The sequence below is a fragment of the Halorussus sp. AFM4 genome (assembly GCF_051194995.1).
In the GTDB taxonomy this organism is placed as follows: domain Archaea; phylum Halobacteriota; class Halobacteria; order Halobacteriales; family Haladaptataceae; genus Halorussus.
In genome coordinates this window covers 81,494-97,318 of the sequence record NZ_JBNTJT010000003.1, presented here as the reverse complement: position 1 = coordinate 97,318, position 15,825 = coordinate 81,494, and the positions used below count along the sequence as shown (strand labels likewise).

At 70.4% G+C, this 15,825-nt stretch carries 17 protein-coding genes and 1 other RNA gene; 9 read left to right on the top strand and 9 right to left on the bottom strand.

Features of this window, described 5'->3' with window-relative positions; translation table 11 throughout:
- The first annotated feature begins 85 nt into the window (after positions 1–85).
- The 3 genes from ACQUQF_RS13530 (at position 86) to ACQUQF_RS13520 (ending at position 2,538) form a co-directional block, all read left to right on the top strand.
- The gene (locus tag ACQUQF_RS13530; protein ID WP_435179627.1) at positions 86–496 is read left to right on the top strand and encodes a CoA-binding protein; all 411 of its coding nucleotides are present in this window, start codon (positions 86–88) and stop codon (positions 494–496) included.
- Positions 497–794: 298 nt separating this feature from the next.
- On the top strand, positions 795–1,217 hold the full coding sequence (locus tag ACQUQF_RS13525; RefSeq protein WP_435179626.1) for an HAD family hydrolase: 423 nt from the start codon (positions 795–797) through the stop codon (positions 1,215–1,217).
- Positions 1,218–1,422: 205 nt separating this feature from the next.
- Positions 1,423–2,538 carry a DHH family phosphoesterase gene (locus tag ACQUQF_RS13520; RefSeq protein ID WP_435179625.1) on the top strand — a complete coding sequence of 372 codons (1,116 nt, stop codon included), beginning with the start codon at positions 1,423–1,425 and terminating at the stop codon, positions 2,536–2,538.
- Positions 2,539–2,591: 53 nt separating this feature from the next.
- On the opposite strand, the gene ACQUQF_RS13515 is transcribed toward ACQUQF_RS13520, so the two are convergent.
- The gene (locus ACQUQF_RS13515; RefSeq protein ID WP_435179624.1) at positions 2,592–2,999 is read right to left on the bottom strand and encodes a hypothetical protein; all 408 of its coding nucleotides are present in this window, start codon (positions 2,997–2,999) and stop codon (positions 2,592–2,594) included.
- A gap of 1 nt (position 3,000) precedes the next feature.
- Here ACQUQF_RS13515 and ACQUQF_RS13510 point away from each other — a divergent pair, with 1 nt between their 5' ends.
- The gene (locus ACQUQF_RS13510) at positions 3,001–6,618 is read left to right on the top strand and encodes a PKD domain-containing protein (RefSeq protein WP_435179623.1); all 3,618 of its coding nucleotides are present in this window, start codon (positions 3,001–3,003) and stop codon (positions 6,616–6,618) included.
- Positions 6,619–6,706: 88 nt separating this feature from the next.
- Here ACQUQF_RS13510 and ACQUQF_RS13505 read toward each other — a convergent pair whose 3' ends face one another.
- The 4 genes from ACQUQF_RS13505 to ACQUQF_RS13490 all read right to left on the bottom strand — a co-directional run bounded on the left by ACQUQF_RS13505 (position 6,707) and on the right by ACQUQF_RS13490 (position 8,694).
- Positions 6,707–6,862: a hypothetical protein gene (locus tag ACQUQF_RS13505; protein WP_435179622.1), complete on the bottom strand. Its 156-nt coding sequence runs from the start codon at positions 6,860–6,862 to the stop codon at positions 6,707–6,709.
- On the bottom strand, positions 6,855–7,106 hold the full coding sequence (locus ACQUQF_RS13500) for a hypothetical protein (protein WP_435179621.1): 252 nt from the start codon (positions 7,104–7,106) through the stop codon (positions 6,855–6,857). Before ACQUQF_RS13500 ends, ACQUQF_RS13505 begins: the two co-directional genes overlap by 8 nt.
- Before the next feature lie 202 nt (positions 7,107–7,308).
- Positions 7,309–8,289, bottom strand: a complete 981-nt coding sequence (locus ACQUQF_RS13495) for a PLP-dependent cysteine synthase family protein (RefSeq protein ID WP_435179620.1) — start codon at positions 8,287–8,289, stop codon at positions 7,309–7,311.
- Between the two features lie 123 nt (positions 8,290–8,412).
- The gene (locus ACQUQF_RS13490) at positions 8,413–8,694 is read right to left on the bottom strand and encodes a DUF5798 family protein (RefSeq protein WP_435179619.1); all 282 of its coding nucleotides are present in this window, start codon (positions 8,692–8,694) and stop codon (positions 8,413–8,415) included.
- 81 nt (positions 8,695–8,775) lie between these two features.
- Between ACQUQF_RS13490 and ACQUQF_RS13485 the strand changes: the two genes are divergently transcribed.
- The 3 genes from ACQUQF_RS13485 to ffs all read left to right on the top strand — a co-directional run bounded on the left by ACQUQF_RS13485 (position 8,776) and on the right by ffs (position 10,254).
- Positions 8,776–9,210, top strand: coding sequence for a DUF7548 family protein (locus tag ACQUQF_RS13485; RefSeq protein ID WP_435179618.1), 435 nt, complete (start codon positions 8,776–8,778; stop codon positions 9,208–9,210).
- A 123-nt stretch (positions 9,211–9,333) separates the two neighbouring features.
- Entirely contained in the window at positions 9,334–9,831 is a 498-nt protein-coding gene (locus tag ACQUQF_RS13480; protein ID WP_435179617.1) for a DUF5658 family protein, read from the top strand.
- A gap of 108 nt (positions 9,832–9,939) precedes the next feature.
- Positions 9,940–10,254, top strand: an RNA gene (gene ffs / locus ACQUQF_RS13475) — signal recognition particle sRNA.
- Positions 10,255–10,411: 157 nt separating this feature from the next.
- On the opposite strand, the gene ACQUQF_RS13470 is transcribed toward ffs, so the two are convergent.
- From ACQUQF_RS13470 to ACQUQF_RS13460, 3 genes are all read right to left on the bottom strand, one after another.
- Positions 10,412–11,710, bottom strand: coding sequence for a hypothetical protein (locus tag ACQUQF_RS13470; RefSeq protein ID WP_435179616.1), 1,299 nt, complete (start codon positions 11,708–11,710; stop codon positions 10,412–10,414).
- Positions 11,711–11,985: 275 nt separating this feature from the next.
- Positions 11,986–12,867, bottom strand: a complete 882-nt coding sequence (locus ACQUQF_RS13465; protein ID WP_435179615.1) for a mechanosensitive ion channel family protein — start codon at positions 12,865–12,867, stop codon at positions 11,986–11,988.
- Between the two features lie 109 nt (positions 12,868–12,976).
- Positions 12,977–13,222 (bottom strand): YhbY family RNA-binding protein, encoded by a 246-nt coding sequence (locus ACQUQF_RS13460; protein WP_435179614.1) that lies wholly within the window; start codon positions 13,220–13,222, stop codon positions 12,977–12,979.
- A gap of 83 nt (positions 13,223–13,305) precedes the next feature.
- On the opposite strand from ACQUQF_RS13460, the gene ACQUQF_RS13455 reads away from it, so the two are divergent.
- Positions 13,306–14,205 carry a bile acid:sodium symporter family protein gene (locus ACQUQF_RS13455; RefSeq protein WP_435179613.1) on the top strand — a complete coding sequence of 300 codons (900 nt, stop codon included), beginning with the start codon at positions 13,306–13,308 and terminating at the stop codon, positions 14,203–14,205.
- 30 nt (positions 14,206–14,235) lie between these two features.
- Here the strand turns inward: ACQUQF_RS13455 and ACQUQF_RS13450 are convergent, their stop codons facing one another.
- Positions 14,236–14,511, bottom strand: coding sequence for a ribonuclease P protein component 4 (locus tag ACQUQF_RS13450; protein WP_435179612.1), 276 nt, complete (start codon positions 14,509–14,511; stop codon positions 14,236–14,238).
- A gap of 296 nt (positions 14,512–14,807) precedes the next feature.
- Between ACQUQF_RS13450 and ACQUQF_RS13445 the strand changes: the two genes are divergently transcribed.
- Positions 14,808–15,818, top strand: a complete 1,011-nt coding sequence (locus ACQUQF_RS13445) for a glycosyltransferase family 4 protein (RefSeq protein WP_435179611.1) — start codon at positions 14,808–14,810, stop codon at positions 15,816–15,818.
- Positions 15,819–15,825 lie beyond the last annotated feature (7 nt).

The following is a 15,825-nucleotide window of genomic DNA, read 5'->3' as shown; positions in this document are numbered from 1 at the left end:
GGTCCGGGCGACCAGCCGCCCGCGAACCGCGACAGTTCCGCCCGCTACCTCAACCCTTTTGCACACCGGCGACCAGACTCGACGTATGCCCGTAGAGAGCGACGCCGAACTGCGCGAGGTGCTCGGCATGGAGCGCGTCGCGGTCGTCGGCTGCTCGTCCACGCCCGGCAAGGACGCCCACGAGATCCCCAAGTACCTGCTCGAGCACGGCTACGAGGTGATCCCGGTCAACCCCACCGCCGACGAGATATTCGGCCGGACCGCCTACGACTCGCTGGCGGACGTCGACGAGGAGGTCGACGTGGTCGACGTGTTCCGGCCGAGCGACGAGGTGGCGGGCATCGTCGACGAGGCGCTCGACCGCGACGACGTGGCGGTCGTGTGGACCCAGCTCGGCATCGCCGACGGGGAGGCGGCCGCCCGGGCCGAGGACGCCGGCCTCCGGGTCGTCCAGGACAAGTGCATCAAGGTCGAACACCAGCGGCTCGTCGCCTGACGCGCCGCCGCGACCGACCACTTTTGAGGGCGCGGCGCCTACACCGGTCTGATGACCGACGCTGACGTCTCTGCCGTCTTTCTCGACCTCGACGACACCATCTGTTCCCATCCCCGGTCGACCGCCGACCGGCTCGCCGACGCCTTCGCGGCGGCGGGGGTCGACCCGTTCTTCGACGCGGCCGACTTCCGGCGGTGGCTCCCGAAGGTGACCGCCGACTCCGCGGTCGAACTCCGCGAGCGGTGTTTCGCGGGCATCGCCGACGAACAGGACCGGGATCGGCGACGACGCGCTCGCGGTGGCCCGCGCCTACGAGGACCCCGATCCGACCGCCGTCGAGTTCCTCCCCGGCGCGGAGGCGGCGCTCGACGCGCTGGGCGCGGGCCACGACCTCGCGCTGGTGACGAACGGCGACCGCGCGACCCAGACCGCGAAGCTCGAGGCGCTGGGCATCGCCGACCGGTTCGACGCGGCGACGTTCACCGAGCCCGGCGGGCCGGTCAAGCCCGACCCCGACCACTTCCACCGCACCCTCTCGGCGCTGGGGCTGGCGGCCGACGAGGCGGTCCACGTCGGCAACTCGCTGCGCTCGGACGTGGCCGGCGCCCACGCCGCGGGCGTGACGTCGGTGTGGCTCGAGCAGGCCGACGCGACCGCCGACCACTCGCCGCACTACACCATCGGGTCGATGCGGGACCTGCGCGATCCGCCCTGGGTCTGAGCGACCGAGCAGACTGTTCTTCGAATCCGAGGGCTCCTGTTGCCGACGTGGTCCGCCGACCGGGCTTGCCGGCCCGTGACGCCGGCGAACCGCGGAACTCGGACACCGGATCGGCCGACCCGTCGAGTCGTCGGTGAGACACGTCTGCGAACTATCTATTTAAAATCCAGAAGATATTTGAAATGGGGTCGGGAGGGTTCGATTAATGGCTCCCTCCATCGCGAGCAACACCACGGAGTTGCTTGTCGTCGTCAGCGTCGCCATGCTGTTCGTCGGCGGCCTGGCCTTCTACGTGATCCAGACGCTGCTCGACCGCGGCGACGGCGACGACTTCGAGTCGTTCGACGAGCTCCGGCGGCTCGTGTCCGCCCAGGACCGCCTCGCGGTGATCCTCCCCGCCGGGGCGTCGATAGACGCGCTGGCGGCCGGACTCGGCTTCCAGGCGGTCTGCCGGGAGTTCGGCGCCACGGCCCGGCTGTTCGTCGACGGCGAGCTCACGAGCGAGGACAGCAAGACGTTCTGCAACCTCTTCGACCTCGACCCCGCCCGGGTCGGCGGCGCGAGCCGGAACGTCGCCGACTGCGACGCCGCGGTCGTCATCGGCGGCGCCGGTGCGATTCCCAACTGCTCGTCGATCCCCGTCGTCGCGGTCATCCGCCACCGACAGCTGACCGACGAGAGCGCGCTAACGATCACCCGCCCCGAGGACGGGGCGACGTCGACGACGGTCACCGAGATCGTCCGGCGGGCGGAGTTCGCGCCGAACCAGCGCGTCGCGACCGCGCTGCTCTACGGCATCCGGGCCGGCACGGGCGAGTTCCGCCGCCCCACCGGCGAGAACGACCACCGGGCCGCGGCCTACCTCCACTCGTTCGCCGACCTCGGCCGGGTCGAGGAGCTCCACGCGCCCAGCATCAGCGACGAGTCGTTCGACGTCATCGGCGACGCCATCAACAACCGGGAGCGCCGGTCGAGCTTCGCGGTCACCAACGTCGGGCTCGTCCCGACGGTCAGCGCGCTCGAGGAGGCCGCCGGCACGCTGCTCCGCGTCGAGGGCGTCTCGACGGCGGCGGTGTTCGGCATCCACGACGAGACGATCGTGATATCGTGTCAGACTGACGACGTCAGGATGAACGCGGTCGACGTCCTCGAGGAGGCCTTCGACGACACCTACGACGTGGCCGGAAACGCCGACGCCTCGCTGGTCCGGGTCCCGCTCGGGATATTCTCGGAGACGGGCGTCTCGGAGAACGAGACGCTCGACGAACTGATCGACCTCAGCGGGCGGAAGGCCCTCTTCAACGCGTTCGAGACCGCTTAGTCAAGTTAACCTTCTCTCATCTTATACCTTCTTCGAACTAGGAATTTACGCCATCATTTCAAACTCTTCCGAGAGTTCTCTGGAAAATACAGGAAATAACACCGGAACATTAAATATGCGGTCTTCTGACGGGACGAACAGCAACGGACGATGGGAAGAAACATCTTGTCTCGACTGCCCTCCCGCCGGACGCGAGCGCTGACCGCTCTCCTCGTCAGCCTCGTCTGTCTCACCGCCCCGGTGCTCGGGGCGGTCGCCCTCGTGCCGACGAGCCCCGCTCCGGCGTCCGGGACGCCGACCCCGGCCGGCGCGGACCTCTCCTCTCGCTCACCCTCGCCCGCGACCGTGACGGCCGACGCCAACGAGTCGTCCGGGACCGCGACGACTACGACATCCGAAACCACTGCGACCTCCACCACGTCTGGGACTTCGACCGCTACCACATCTTCGACCGCGACCACCGTGACGTCGTCGACGACTCAGCGAACCACAGCGACCAGTGACGAGGACGGCCAGGCGACGTCCACCGCGACTCCGGAGAACGAGACCACCACCGAAGGGACGGACACCGAGAACACCACCGCCCGAGAAACGACAACTCGGAACACCACGACTACCACAGCAGGAACCCCGACCGGCAACGCCACGGCGGACGACGGGACGGAGAACGTCACGGCGGACGACGGGACAGGGAACGCCTCCGGGGAGACGGCCTGGATACGCGGAACGCTCCGGTCCGCGTCGGGCCGGCCGCTCGCCAACGACACGGTGTCCGTCGAGGACGGGGAGGGGAACCGGACGCGCACGCTGACGGACGGGAACGGGACGTTCGCGGTGCCAGCGACGCCGAACCGGACCTACACGCTCGTCTACCGGCAGCGCGCGCCGAACGAGACGGCCGGCAGCGAGGACTACGCCGGCGTCGCCGGTCAGGACGGCGTCCCCGACGTCCGGGTCGTCGCGACCGACCTGAACAGCTCGTCCGGCGTCGACCTCGGAACCGAGTCGCTCCCGACCGCCCGCACCGTCGAGGTCGGCGTCCGGGACGGGAACTCGTCCGTGTCGAACGCGAGCGTCAGCCTCCGGTTCTACGGCGACGGCGGGCAGTCCCCGACCGGTGTCGCCGTCGACGGGACGACGAACGCGACGGGCACGACCGACTTCGGCAGGTACGGCACCGCGCTCGAAGTCGCGGATTCGACCACGGTCGAGGCCGTCGGCGTCCGACCCGTGACGACCGCCGAGAGGCGGACCGTCACCGGGAACGCGACGCTCGACCTCCGGGTCGACCGCGAGGCGCCGACCGTTCGGACGGCGGTCCTCGAATCGCCCGTCAACGTCGGGCAGAACACCACCATCTCGGCGGCCGACAGCACGGACGATACCGGCATCGAGCTCTACAAGTGGGACACGCCGTACAACCGCTTCACGACGCTCAGTCCCAACTTCACGACGTCGTACCTGACGACGACGGGCGTCTACAACGTCACCGTCACCGCTGTCGACGGGGCCGGCCGGAACAGCTCGCAGCTGGTCCAGATTCCCGTCGTCGACGAGACTCCGCCCGAGGCGTCGGTCACGGTCGCCGAGTCGACTCCGATGGCGGGCGAGACGCTGACGCTGAACGCGAGCGGGTCGTCGGACAACGGACGGATCAGCGAGTACCGCTGGAACACCGACGGGGACGCGGAGTACGAGGCGGTGACCGCCTCGCCGACCTACCGGACCGCGTACGACACCATCGGCGCTCGGCAGATCGCGGTGGAGGTCGTCGACGGGGCGAACAACACGGCGACGGCGTCCCGGAACGTCACGGTGTATCCCAACGCGACCATCCGGGCGAGCGCCGCGACGGTCGGCGTCGGCGAGCGGGTCCGGTTCGAGGCCGCGAACCGGCGGCCGAACGTCACCTACGAGTGGCGGTACAACGACACCCACAGCCCCGGCGTGACGGTGGCCAACTTCACGACGCGAACGGTCGCGGACGTCGCCCACAACACGTCCTACGAGGTGATCCTGCGGGCCACGAGCGAGAGCGGGCTCACCGCCACCGCGAACCGGACGATCCGGGTCGTCAACCACCCGCCGAACGTCACCGTCGACGCGCCCGAGACCGCGAAGGCCGGTTCGACGGTCGCGCTGGACGCGAGCGGGACCACCGACAGGGACGCCGACGGGCCGCTGACCTACAACTGGACGCTGGCCAACGGGACCGGCGTCTCGCTCGCGAACGCCGACACCGCGACCGCGTCGTTCACCGCGCCGGAGGTGCTGTTCCCGACGACGGTGAACGGCACCGTCTCGGTCACCGACGAGCACGGGCGGACCGCCGAGCGGAACGTCTCCGTGCCCATCCGGCCCGCCCCGGACATCGAGTACAAGCCGTACGTCTACCCGAACGAGACGGTCTCGTTCGCGCTGTCCAACGTCGCCGCCGACCGCGACGCGATCACGGCCTACCGGTGGCGCTTCGGCGACGGGCGGACGAGCGCGAACCGCACCCCGACCCACAACTACTCGGCGCTGGGCACGTATCCGGTGACGCTCCGACTCGACACCACCCGGGGCGAGCCGCGCGCGGTGTCGGCGCCGGTGTCGGTGATTCCCCGGCCGAACGTGTCGCTCCCGGCGACCGAGCGCGTGGCCGCCAACACCACGGTCACGCTGAACGCGTCGGTCCCGGAGGGCCTCGTCGGCGAGACGTACACCTGGCGCGTCGAGCCCGCGGCGAACGACTCCGCGCTCGGGAACGTCTCCCGGACCAGGGTCACGGAGTCGCCGTCGCTGACGTTCGCCGCGCCGTCGAACCTCACCGAACCGGCCGCCCTGAACGTGAGCGTCGAGGTTGTGGACATCAAGGGGAACAGCGCCACGGCGAACGCGACGCTCGCGGTCGCGCCGAACGCGACCGGTGACGGCTCCGCGACGACGGGCGGTACCGGAGACGGTGGCGGTAGTACCGGCGACGACGGCGGTGGTGGCGCTGCCGGTGGTGGTGCCGGCGGGAACGGTGCCGGCGCCGGGAGCAGCACCGGCGGAAACGCCGGTAGCGGCGGTGGCAGTGGCGGTAGCAGTAGCACCGGCGCCGGCGGAGCGGGCAACAGCGGTGGCGGGAGCAGCGGCGGTGGCGGGAGCAGCGGCGGTGACGGGAGCACTGGAGCGAGTAGTAGTGGGGGAAGCAGTAGGGGAGGTAGTAGCAGCGGAGGTAGTAGCGGCGGAGGAAGCAGCGCCGGAGCCAGCAGTGGCGGAGGCAGCGGGAGTTCGGACTCGTCGGCCGGCGGCCAGCCGGGCGGTTCGGGGTCGCCGCCGGCGAAGCTTGGGGTGGAGGTCCGACCCGGTCAGGCGGGCGCGGCGACGGTGACCGTCCGACACGCGGGGTTCGGTAACAAGATCCCGATCTCGCTTCCCGACGGGTCGGGAGCGTCCGCCTCCGCGTCGTTCGAGTCGATCGACCTGGTGACGCCCGCCGAGTCGTCCGGCGCCGTCGTCAACGAGTCGTTCGAGCTCCGGACGCGGGAGCGCGCGTCGCTGCCGCCGGGCGTCGCGGCGCCGCCCGTCCGAACCGCGTTCTCGTATCTCACCGTCCGCAAGGACGGGATCGACAACGCGGCCATCGAGACGGCGACGTTCACCTTCCGGGTGGGGACGGCGGTCCTCGACGACCGCGGCGTCGACCCGAGCGCGGTGACGCTGTACCGCAACCACGCCGGCGAGTGGTCGGCGCTGTCGACCGAGGTGGTCCGGAACGCCTCGGACGCGGTCGTGTTCCGGGCGACGTCCCCGGGCTTCTCGACGTTCGCCATCGGCGTCCCGCACCCCGAACGGGACCCGAACGCCGCCGGCGGCGACGGGTCGACCGCGGCGGGCGGGACGGCTGAGAGCGGCGACAGTCCGACGACAGAGGAGGCCGGCGCTCGACCCGCGGAGACGGCGTCGCAGGGCGACCGGAAGGACGCGGCCCAGGAGTCGCAGTCCGCGGCCGCGAGCGGTGTCGGCATCAGCACGGTGTACGTCGTCGCACTGCTCGTCACGGTCGTCTGCGCCGTGCTGTGGGGCTACCTGCTCCGGCAGCGCGACTGACGATCGGCGAACGGGGAGGCCTCTCGATTTTCTGCTTGGTCCGACGGGGAGCGTCCGTCGATTGCCGCGGAGGGAGAAGGGTGGTCGTTCAGGCGCCGGTGACGATCCGCATCAGGACGCCGCCGCACCGCGGGCAGTCGTCGTCCCAGCGCTCGCTCTCGACCCCGCAGTGGGCGCACTCGTAGACGCTCTCGACGCTCGGGCCGTCGAGCGAGGCCGCCAGCCGCCCCCGCAGGTCATCCATCGGGGAGCGCCCCCCGGCGGTCGGCCATCCCCAGCGACACCCCGACCGTCCAGCCCCCGCGCTCGACCAGCGCGAACTCGTCGAAGATCCTGACGAGGAAGGAGGTGTCACAGTCGGGGCACGACGGCTCGGGCCAGTTCGCTGCCAACCGCGTCTCGCAGCGCGGACAGCGGACGTCGATGTCGCTCGCGTCTCCCGAATCGGTGTTGCAGTCCGGTACCTCGGTTGCGTTCTCGCGTGCCATGGTTCGGTGGGGCGACACCGGACTCCCGGTATCGCTCGCTACCGAGTCCTCTATAGTATTAGGAGTAAAACCTTATCGACGGAAAGCAACATGTTTCCCAGATGCGTCGATTCGAATCAGTATTAGTTCAGGAACGATCGGGCGGGCGGAGAGATATTTTCGAAACCGTAATTTAGTGATCGTCCGCCCGGCCCGAACGACCCTACCCCTCCCACTCCTCGAACGACCGGTAGATGCCCTTCGAGAGGTAGCGCTCGCTGGAGTCGGGGAAGACGGTCGCCACGGCGTCGTGGGGCGCGTCGATCTCGCCGTCGCGGATGCGCTCGGCGACGTGCACGGCCGCCGCGCTGGCCGCGCCCGCGCTCGACGCGACCAGGTGGCCCTCCTCGCGCGCGAGTCGCTTGAGTTCGTCGTGGGCGCGGCGGTCCGGGACCTGGAGCACCTCGTCGACGAGGTCCGGGTCGAACAGCTCGTTCGTCGAGAGGTCGTGGGTGCCGATGCCCTCGATCTTGTAGGCGTCCTCCTCGACGTCCTCGCCCTTGGTCTCGGCGTACAGCGACCCCTCGGGCTCGACTGCCGCGACGTGCGTGTCGGGGTTCTGCTCCAGGGCGTACTCGGCGATGCCCATCAGCGTGCCCGCGGTGCCACAGCCCGCGACCACCGCGCCGACCTCGCCGTCGAGCGCCTCGAAGATCTCGGGAGCCGTGGTCTCGTAGTGGGCCTCGACGTTCAGCGGGTTCGAGAACTGCTGGGGCACCACGGCGCCGTCGATCTCCTCGGCGAGCTCGTGGGCGCGGTCGATGGCCCCGCCCATGCCGTCCTCGGTCGGGGTGTTGATGACCTCCGCGCCCAGCGCGTCCATCAGCTGCTGCTTCTCGACGCTGAACCGCTCGGGGACGACGAAGACCGCGTCGACGCCGAGCTGGCCGGCGGCGACCGCGAACCCGATGCCGGTGTTGCCGGCGGTCGGCTCGATGACGGTCCCGCCGGGCTCGAGGTCGCCCCGTTCGAGCAGCTGTTCGATCATGTACTCGCCGATGCGGTCCTTGACGCTCGCGCCGGGGTTGAACGTCTCGAGCTTGGCGTACACCGGCACCTCGTCGGGTGCGGCGTGGACGCGGACGAGCGGCGTCTCACCCACCGCGTCGAGCACGGAGTCGAGCGGCGTCCGGTGGTCGGTCATCGGGTAGGCAAAAGTTGGGAGGGCGGTTAACCTTTTTTGTGTGGGCCTCGCGGCGAGGGCGAAACCCCTCTCCGTCCCGGTGTCACTCGGTCGCGGCTCCCGCGCTTCGAGGTGATCGCGGCCCTACGCCTCGGCCTCGGCGCCGGACTCCTCGGTGTCCGAGGAACCGGTTCCGACGTCGGGCTCGATCTCGTCGACGTCGATGCCGCGGTCCTCGGCGATGGCCTCGAGGAGCGCGCGCTGCTCGGCGTTCTCCCGCTCCAGTCGCTCGACGCGCTCGCTCGTGGTGTCGAGCTTCTCGCGCATCTCGGTGACCTGGTCGCGGAGCTCGTTGAGCTTGCTGTACAGCTTCTCGGCGGTGTCGGCGAGCTTCTGGACCTTCTTGGCCGTGCTTCCGAGTCCCATACCGACCGGTTCGGTCGCCCGATACGTGACTTTTCCGACTCGACCGCCGGGCTTAATGAGACCTCCGGAGAACGTCCGCGTATGTCGCAGGAGCGCCTCTCGCAGGAGCGGTTGCCCGACACCCCCGCGCCGACCGCCGGCGTCGTCGCCGCGCTCGCGGTCATCGCCGCCGTGATCGCGCCGTACTTCGTCATCGACGCGACCGAGGCCGCGGTCTACTACAGCGCCCCGACGCTCCTCCCGGTCCACTTCGTGGTCGGCCTGCTCGCGATGATCGCGGTCGTGGTGTTCGCGGCCGGGCGCAACGGCCGGACCGACCCGCCGACCGCGGCGGGCGCGGCGGTCGTCCTCGGCGGGTTCATGGCGCTGGTGGTGCTCTGGTGGGCGGTCGCCGCGGGCAGCCTGGTCGGCAGCCTCACCGACGTCGCGGCGTTCGACTACCACCGCTGGGTGCTGCTCGCGACCGCGGTCGCGGTCGCCGCGTGCGCCGGCTGGTTCGCCAGCGACGTGCTGTAGCGGGTCGCGGACGACGGACACCTCCGCTCTCAGCGAGTAGCGACCGATTACTCGGGTGTAGACGCCGCGTGACGTCCTGTCAGCCGACGCATAACAAAGCCCAGTCCGGGAGTAACTCCGGTCGTGTCCGAGAACGACGCCTTCGAGGCCGGCGGGCTGGGCGACGCCCCGGTCCGCGACGACCCGTCGGGCGACGGCGGACTGGGCGACCTCGCGGAGTCGGAGGCGGCCCGCGAGCGCTGGATGCTCAGGGACGACGAGTTCCTGCTCGAGGAGGACCGCGAGTACGTGCTCCGCGACGAGGGCCGGTCGTGGTGGGGCTACGTCTCGCCCGTCGTCTTCGGCGCGGTGCTCGCGGTGATGGTCGGCGACGTGATCACCACGGGCGTCGGCATGGCGATGGGCCTGGAGGAGGCCAACCCGGTCGCGAGCGCGCTCATCGCCGAGGCGGGGCTCGGCGGCCTCGTGCTGCTGAAGGCGATGGCGGCCGTCGTCCTGCTGCTGCTGCCGGGCGTGACCGGCGACGCCCGGCGGACGTTCCGCGCGGGGAGCGCGGCCTACCTGCTGGTCGGCCTCGCGGTCGTGGCCGCCAACGCGTGGGCCATCCTCGCCGCCGCGTGAACGCCCGCGGCGTCCCCGCGGACGGGCCGCCGAAAGCGTCCGGACGCGTTCGGTCGCTGCCGTCGCACGATTAGCGAAAGGCCCTTAAGTCACCAGCCGCTTAGTAGAAGATGGACTAGGTCGGGCAGTTAGGCCCTGCTCGCTACCCGCACTACGGTCTTCAGCGGGGACCGAACCCCGGAGGCGTCCGGTCAGACCGTGCCGGGCCCCGGAAGCCGACTTCGAAGCCTCGTCCTGCGGGGATAGCGGTCTCCGACGGGCACTCGCAGGAGTGCTGCGGTCGGAGTTAGCCGGTGGCAATCCGTCAGGCGCGGAAGCGAGCAGCGGACCACTGGACAGCTATCGCTCGCAGGGTTGCGGGGTGGAGGACGCGACCGGGATTCCCCGGCACGGAACGCCGGGCAATTCCGGGTCGTCCGCACTCATACTTCGTCATTCACGCTCCGACAGCGACCGCGCCGCCGGCCGGAGTCGGTGCGCCGGTCTCCGATCGGTCGCTGCTGTGATGTCCAATTCTGCGCTCGGTTTCGATACGACTCACGCACACGAAGGTGCGACCCAAAGAAGCGACCCGTGGGAGCTATTCGATGCGCGCCCGCGCGGCGCTGGTGTTCGGCGCCTCCTCGGCGAGCGCCGACGCGATGTAGCCCCAGTCGTCGAAGTCGGCGGGGGAGTTGGTCCCGTCGGAGTAGTCGTAGTTGCAGTCGCAGCCGCCCAGCCGGTGGTAGTTCATCACGCTGGGGTACCGTTTGGGCTGGATCGCGTACGAGTCGATGCCGCGGTGTCTGCCGGGGTGGAGCCCGAGGTTGTGGCCGAGCTCGTGCATCAGCGTCTTGGCCACGCGGACCCCGCTCCGGCGGTGCTCGACGACCATCCCGTCGACGCCGGTCGAGGTGATGCCAACCCGGTTGCCGCCGCCGCGGTCGGGCACCTCCTTCACGATCAGCGCGTGGAAGTAGCCGTTGCCGCGGGTGTCGTACTCCGACTCGTAGTAGCCGTTCGAGTACTCGTACAGGGACGTGTCGCGCGCCGGCGCGACCGGGTCGTCGCCGACCCGGACGTGGAGGTCGATGCCCTTCGACCCGTCGGGGTTCTCGACGGGCGCGGTGGCGAACGCGCGCTCGACCTTTTCCAGCTTCTCCGTCGGGACGGCGGTGCCCCGCATGTAGTCGACTTCGAGGAACACGTCCTTGCGGAGCGGGTCGGCGGCCGCCAGCTCCGCCCCGGCCAGGACCTCGACGCCGTCGCGCAGTCCGTCGGCGTCGGTGTCCGGGTCCGTGGGGTCCGTCCCGTGCTCGTGGACCTCCGGGCCGTCGTCGAGGCTGTCGCCGTCGGTGTCGGCGACCGTGGGGTCGGTCGCCCGGTCGAGTTCCGCGCCGTCGGCGAGCCCGTCGGCGTCGGTGTCCCGGTCTACGGGGTCCGTCGGATGCTCGTTCACCTCGGCGCTGTCAGCCAGACCGTCACCGTCCGTGTCGGCCCGGGCGGGGTCGGTGCCGTGCGCGACGACCTCCGCGCGGTCGGCCAGGCCGTCGGCGTCGGTGTCCGGGTCCGTGGGGTCCGTCCCGTGCTCGTGGACCTCCGGGCCGTCGTCGAGGCCGTCACCGTCGGTGTCGAGGCGCGTCGGGTCCGACCCCGCGTCGGTCTCGTTACCGTCGTTCAGGCCGTCGCCGTCGGTGTCGGCGACCGTGGGGTCGGTCGCGCCGCCGCGTTCGGCGCCGTCGGCGAGTCCGTCGGCGTCGGTGTCCGGACTGACCGGGTCGGTCGGCCCCAGCAGTTCGTCGACCGTCGGGACGCCGTCGCCGTCGTCGAGGGCCGCCAGCGCGCCGGCGCTCAGCGTCGCCACTACCAGCACCGCGACGACCGCCGCGGCCGACTTCATCGCGGCGGACCACCGCGTATCGGCGGGTCGGGCGCTTCGCTGCCGCGGGCGTCGCTACTGACCGTTGCTCGAGGAGGGGGAGTCTCCCACCGCTCGCGTGCCATGCCGGTGGAAGCATCTCAGATCACCTTTTTATAAGTTGGCTTTCGGCCTTGACAGAACACCGATTCCGCTCGGGAAGATTCGGGCGGCGGCGCGACGTCGGCGGTACACGCCGCGAGGTTTCCGGCCGTTCGCGGTGGGGGAACGACGCACGGAGAAACGGCGCCGGGGTCTCAGTCGTCGGCGGTCTCGGCGACCGCCTCGACGTTCGTGAGTTCGAGGCCGCCACCGAGCGTCCGGTTCGGGTAGGGGATGTCGATGCCCTCCTCGTCGAACCGCTCCTTGACGCTGGTCACGTACTCGCCCTTGGTCTTCACGTAGTCGCTCCGGGAGGGGTCGGCGATCCAGATGCGCGACTGGAGGCCGACCGACGAGTCGCCGAGCTCGGTGAGCCGGACCGAGGGCGCGGGGTCGTCCAGGATGTCCGGGTGGGCCTCGGCCTCCTCGACGATGATCTCGGTCGCGCGGTCGATGTCGTCGTCGTAGCCGATGCCGAACAGGAACTTCAGCCGGAGCCGGTCGGCCTCGACCGGGTTCTTGATGACGCCGTCGGTCAGCGAGGAGTTGGGCACGGTCAGCAGCTCGTTGTCGAAGGTCCGGACCCGCGTCACCCGCAGGCCGATGTCCTCGACGATGCCCGCGTACGTCTCGTTGTCCCACTCGATCCAGTCGCCGATCTTGAACGGCTTGTCGGTGTAGATGAACACGCCCGCCACGAAGTTCTTGATGACGTCCTGGGTCGCCAGCCCGATGGCGAGGGTGGCGGCGGCCGCGATGGTCGCCAGCGACGTCAGGAAGTTGCCGTAGTCGGCGAAGCCGAACGCCACCGAGACGGCGACGAACACGACCGCGAACTTCACAATCCGGACCAGCGGCCGCTTGGCGTGGCTGTCGACGTCTCGCCGGTCGAGGAACCGCCCGACCAGCGGGACCACCGTCGCCCGCCCGACCAGGTAGACCGCCAGGAACGCGACCACGAAGTACAGCGCCTGGGTCACGGCCAGGGCGTACGCCGTCGGCAGGAAGCTGTCGATTATCGGAAGTGGTTCGACCATACTGCCAAAGGGTCCCGACGGTAGGAAAAACTACTGTCCGGGGCAGAACGGCGGGGTTCCGGCGTTTCCCGGCGGTTCGGGTGCAGTACCGCTCGGACCCGGCGCGACGTCAGTGCAAGACCGCGGTGTTGCCGCGGGTCTCGACCAGTTCGGCGTCGACCCGGTCGGCGAGTTCGTCGGCGAGCTCGTCGGTGGTGGTGCCCCCGCGGGCCGCCCGGAGGAACTTCACCTTCACCAGGTCGCGGTCGGCCAGCTGGTCGGCCAGTTCGTCGGTGACGGCGTCGATGCCGGACTTCCCGACCCAGACGGTCACGTCGAGGTCGTGGGCCCGTTTCCGCAGGTCTTCGTCGGTCATACGTCCGACTCGGGAGCGGACGGGTATAAAACGCTTGCACCCGGTCGGCGGGCTTTATCCGGCGGTGGCCCAATCGTCGCGCCATGGGCGCCGCGAGCCTCGTCGACGACTACCTGTTCGGGTGGGTCCTGCTGGCGGTCGCGCTCGGCGTCGCGTTCCCCGACCTGGCCGCGATAGCGACGCTCTCGACCCCGATCCTCGCGGTCATGGTCGGCAGCGTCTCGCTGACGCTGTCGGCCTCGGCGTTCGCGTCGGTGGACCGGTCGGCGCTCGCGCGGGTCCTCCTCGGCCACGCCGCCATGCCCGCGGTCGCGTTCGGCGTCGCCCGCGTCCTTGGTCTGTCGCCCGCGCTCACCGCCGGGTTCGTCCTGCTCGGCGCGGTCACGCCCGAACTCGTGACGCCGACGATGACCGCGCTCGCAGACGGCGACACCGCCCTCGCCTCGACCGCGCTCGTCGTCATCGGTGCCGGCAGCACGGTCTTCACGCCGCTCGCGGTCGGGGCGCTGCTCGGTCCGGGCGTCCGGATCGACGGCTGGCGCATCGCCGAGAGCCTGGCGGTCGCGGTCGTCGCCCCGATGGTCGTCGCTGTCGGCGCGCGGACGCAGTGGGAGGCGGCCGTCGGCCGGTACGACGAGTACTACGCGACCGTCTCGGCGCTGATGGTGGTGCTCATCATCGGCGGGGTCACCGCGGCCAACGCCGCGCTGATCCGGGGCCGGGCCGACCTGCTGGCGGTCGTCGGGGCGGGCGCGCTCGGACTCAACCTCGCGGGCTACGCGCTCGGCTGGGTCGGCACCCGGTCGGCGGCCCGGCCGGCGCGGGTCGCCGGCGCGCTCTCGGTCGGGATGCGGGACTTCGCGGTCGCGGCCGCGCTGGCGACCGCGGCCGGCTTCCCGGCGAGCGCGTCGCTGCCGGCGGTGGTGTTCGGCATCGTCGAGATGGCGACCAGCGCGCTCCTCGCGCGGCGGTTCGCCGAATAGGTCGGCTGGACGACCCGGACGACGGCCCCGTTACTCGTAGGGGTACCGCTTCTGCGCGCCGCAGTCGCAGGTGAGGACGACGTGGCCGTCCTGCGTCCTGACGCGGGCGTTCTTCCCGGGCCGGAGGTAGCTGTCGCAGCTGTCGCAGGTGAACCGCTTGAGCCGCTTCGGCAGGGCGACGCGGTTGCGCTCGGCGAGGCGCCGCGCGAGCCGGACGTACTCGCGGGCGCGGTCGTCGTGGCACTCGGCGGCGGCGTCGCGGGCGAGCGTAGCGAGGCGCTCGATGCGCTCTTCGGCTATCGTCATGCAATATGGGAATGGGGGGTGGGGGTTTCCGGGGCGAGACAGGACAAGGATAGAAGGTTCCTGTGTTGCCCCATGGGTGGCATTCTCCGAACGGGTAATATAGTTTTTGGTTTCTTCCGGGCGGAATCGACTCCGGTCCGCGACGCCGACCCGGACCCCGAGCCACCGGAACCGCGGCACTCCGGCGGCCCGGACCGCGTTCCGGTACCGTTTTGTCCCGCCCGCGTTTCCCGTCCGACAGTGAGCGCGCAGCGACCCGGAGCCGGCGGTCGCGGGGCCCGACGCCGACCTGAACCATGAAGGTGAGCCACTACTTCGAGTGGGAGGAGTACATCACGGGCGGGCACGCCCAGTCGGTCGACAACCAGCGCAAGATCATGGACCGGCGGGGCGTCGAGTACACGACCGAGCCCACCCTCGACGCCGACCTGCTCCACCTCAACAACATGGGGCCGAAGTCGGTGTACTACGCACGGAAGGCCCGCCGGGCCGGCGTGCCGGTGCTGATCCACGCCCACCAGACCGCCGAGGACTTCCGCGAGAGCTTCGCGCTCTCGAACGCGCTCGCGCGCCCGATGAAGCCGTACCTGCGGTACGCCTACTCGCTGGCCGACCACCTGGTCTGCCCCTCGGAGCACAACCGGCGGGTCCTCGAGGACTACTCCGACGCCCCGAAGACCGTCATCAGCAACGGGTTCGACCCCGACAAGGTGGCCGGCTTCGACGACGAGGGGCTCCGCGAGGAGTACCTGGAGCGCTACGACCTCGACCCGCCGGTCGTGTTCAACGTCGGCCACGTCATCAAGCGCAAGGGGCTGGCGGCGTTCGTCGAGACCGCCCGCGCGATGCCCGACCTCGACTTCGTGTGGTTCGGCTACCTCAACCCCGCGGGCGGGGAGCTCGACCGCTTCCTCAAGAGCCGCGACACGAGGCGGCTCGTCGAGAGCGCGCCCGACAACTGCCAGTTCACGGGCTACGTCGAGGACATCGAGGGCGCGTTCGCGGCCGGCGACGTGTTCTTCTGGCCCTCGAAGAACGAGAACGAGGGCATCGCGCTGCTGGAGGCGATGTCCTGCGGCAAGCCGCTGGTCATCCGGGACATCCCGACCTACGACTGGCTCGACGACGGGACCCACTGCCTCAAGGCCGACGGCGGGGTCGACGACTTCGCCGAGCAGCTCGACCGGCTCCGCGACCCGGCGCTCCGCGACCGACTCGGTGCGGCCGCAGCCGAGAAGAGCGCGGAGTTCGAACTGAGCGCAGTCGGCGACGAGCTCGTCTCGCTGTACCGCGAACTGGCGCAGTAGCCCGTCT

What these genes read in the sequence shown, in the direction of transcription:
- ACQUQF_RS13450 (WP_435179612.1), bottom strand. Translation starts at nt 14,511, where the DNA reads ATGACGATAGCCGAAGAGCGCATCGAGCGCCTCGCTACGCTCGCCCGC.
- ACQUQF_RS13465 (WP_435179615.1), bottom strand. Translation starts at nt 12,867, where the DNA reads ATGGTCGAACCACTTCCGATAATCGACAGCTTCCTGCCGACGGCGTAC.
- ACQUQF_RS13460 (WP_435179614.1), bottom strand. Translation starts at nt 13,222, where the DNA reads ATGACCGACGAAGACCTGCGGAAACGGGCCCACGACCTCGACGTGACC.
- ACQUQF_RS13530 (WP_435179627.1), top strand. Translation starts at nt 86, where the DNA reads ATGCCCGTAGAGAGCGACGCCGAACTGCGCGAGGTGCTCGGCATGGAG.
- ACQUQF_RS13505 (WP_435179622.1), bottom strand. Translation starts at nt 6,862, where the DNA reads ATGGATGACCTGCGGGGGCGGCTGGCGGCCTCGCTCGACGGCCCGAGC.
- ACQUQF_RS13485 (WP_435179618.1), top strand. Translation starts at nt 8,776, where the DNA reads ATGTCGCAGGAGCGCCTCTCGCAGGAGCGGTTGCCCGACACCCCCGCG.
- ACQUQF_RS13500 (WP_435179621.1), bottom strand. Translation starts at nt 7,106, where the DNA reads ATGGCACGCGAGAACGCAACCGAGGTACCGGACTGCAACACCGATTCG.
- ACQUQF_RS13470 (WP_435179616.1), bottom strand. Translation starts at nt 11,710, where the DNA reads ATGAAGTCGGCCGCGGCGGTCGTCGCGGTGCTGGTAGTGGCGACGCTG.
- ACQUQF_RS13495 (WP_435179620.1), bottom strand. Translation starts at nt 8,289, where the DNA reads ATGACCGACCACCGGACGCCGCTCGACTCCGTGCTCGACGCGGTGGGT.
- ACQUQF_RS13520 (WP_435179625.1), top strand. Translation starts at nt 1,423, where the DNA reads ATGGCTCCCTCCATCGCGAGCAACACCACGGAGTTGCTTGTCGTCGTC.
- ACQUQF_RS13445 (WP_435179611.1), top strand. Translation starts at nt 14,808, where the DNA reads ATGAAGGTGAGCCACTACTTCGAGTGGGAGGAGTACATCACGGGCGGG.
- ACQUQF_RS13490 (WP_435179619.1), bottom strand. Translation starts at nt 8,694, where the DNA reads ATGGGACTCGGAAGCACGGCCAAGAAGGTCCAGAAGCTCGCCGACACC.
- ACQUQF_RS13455 (WP_435179613.1), top strand. Translation starts at nt 13,306, where the DNA reads ATGGGCGCCGCGAGCCTCGTCGACGACTACCTGTTCGGGTGGGTCCTG.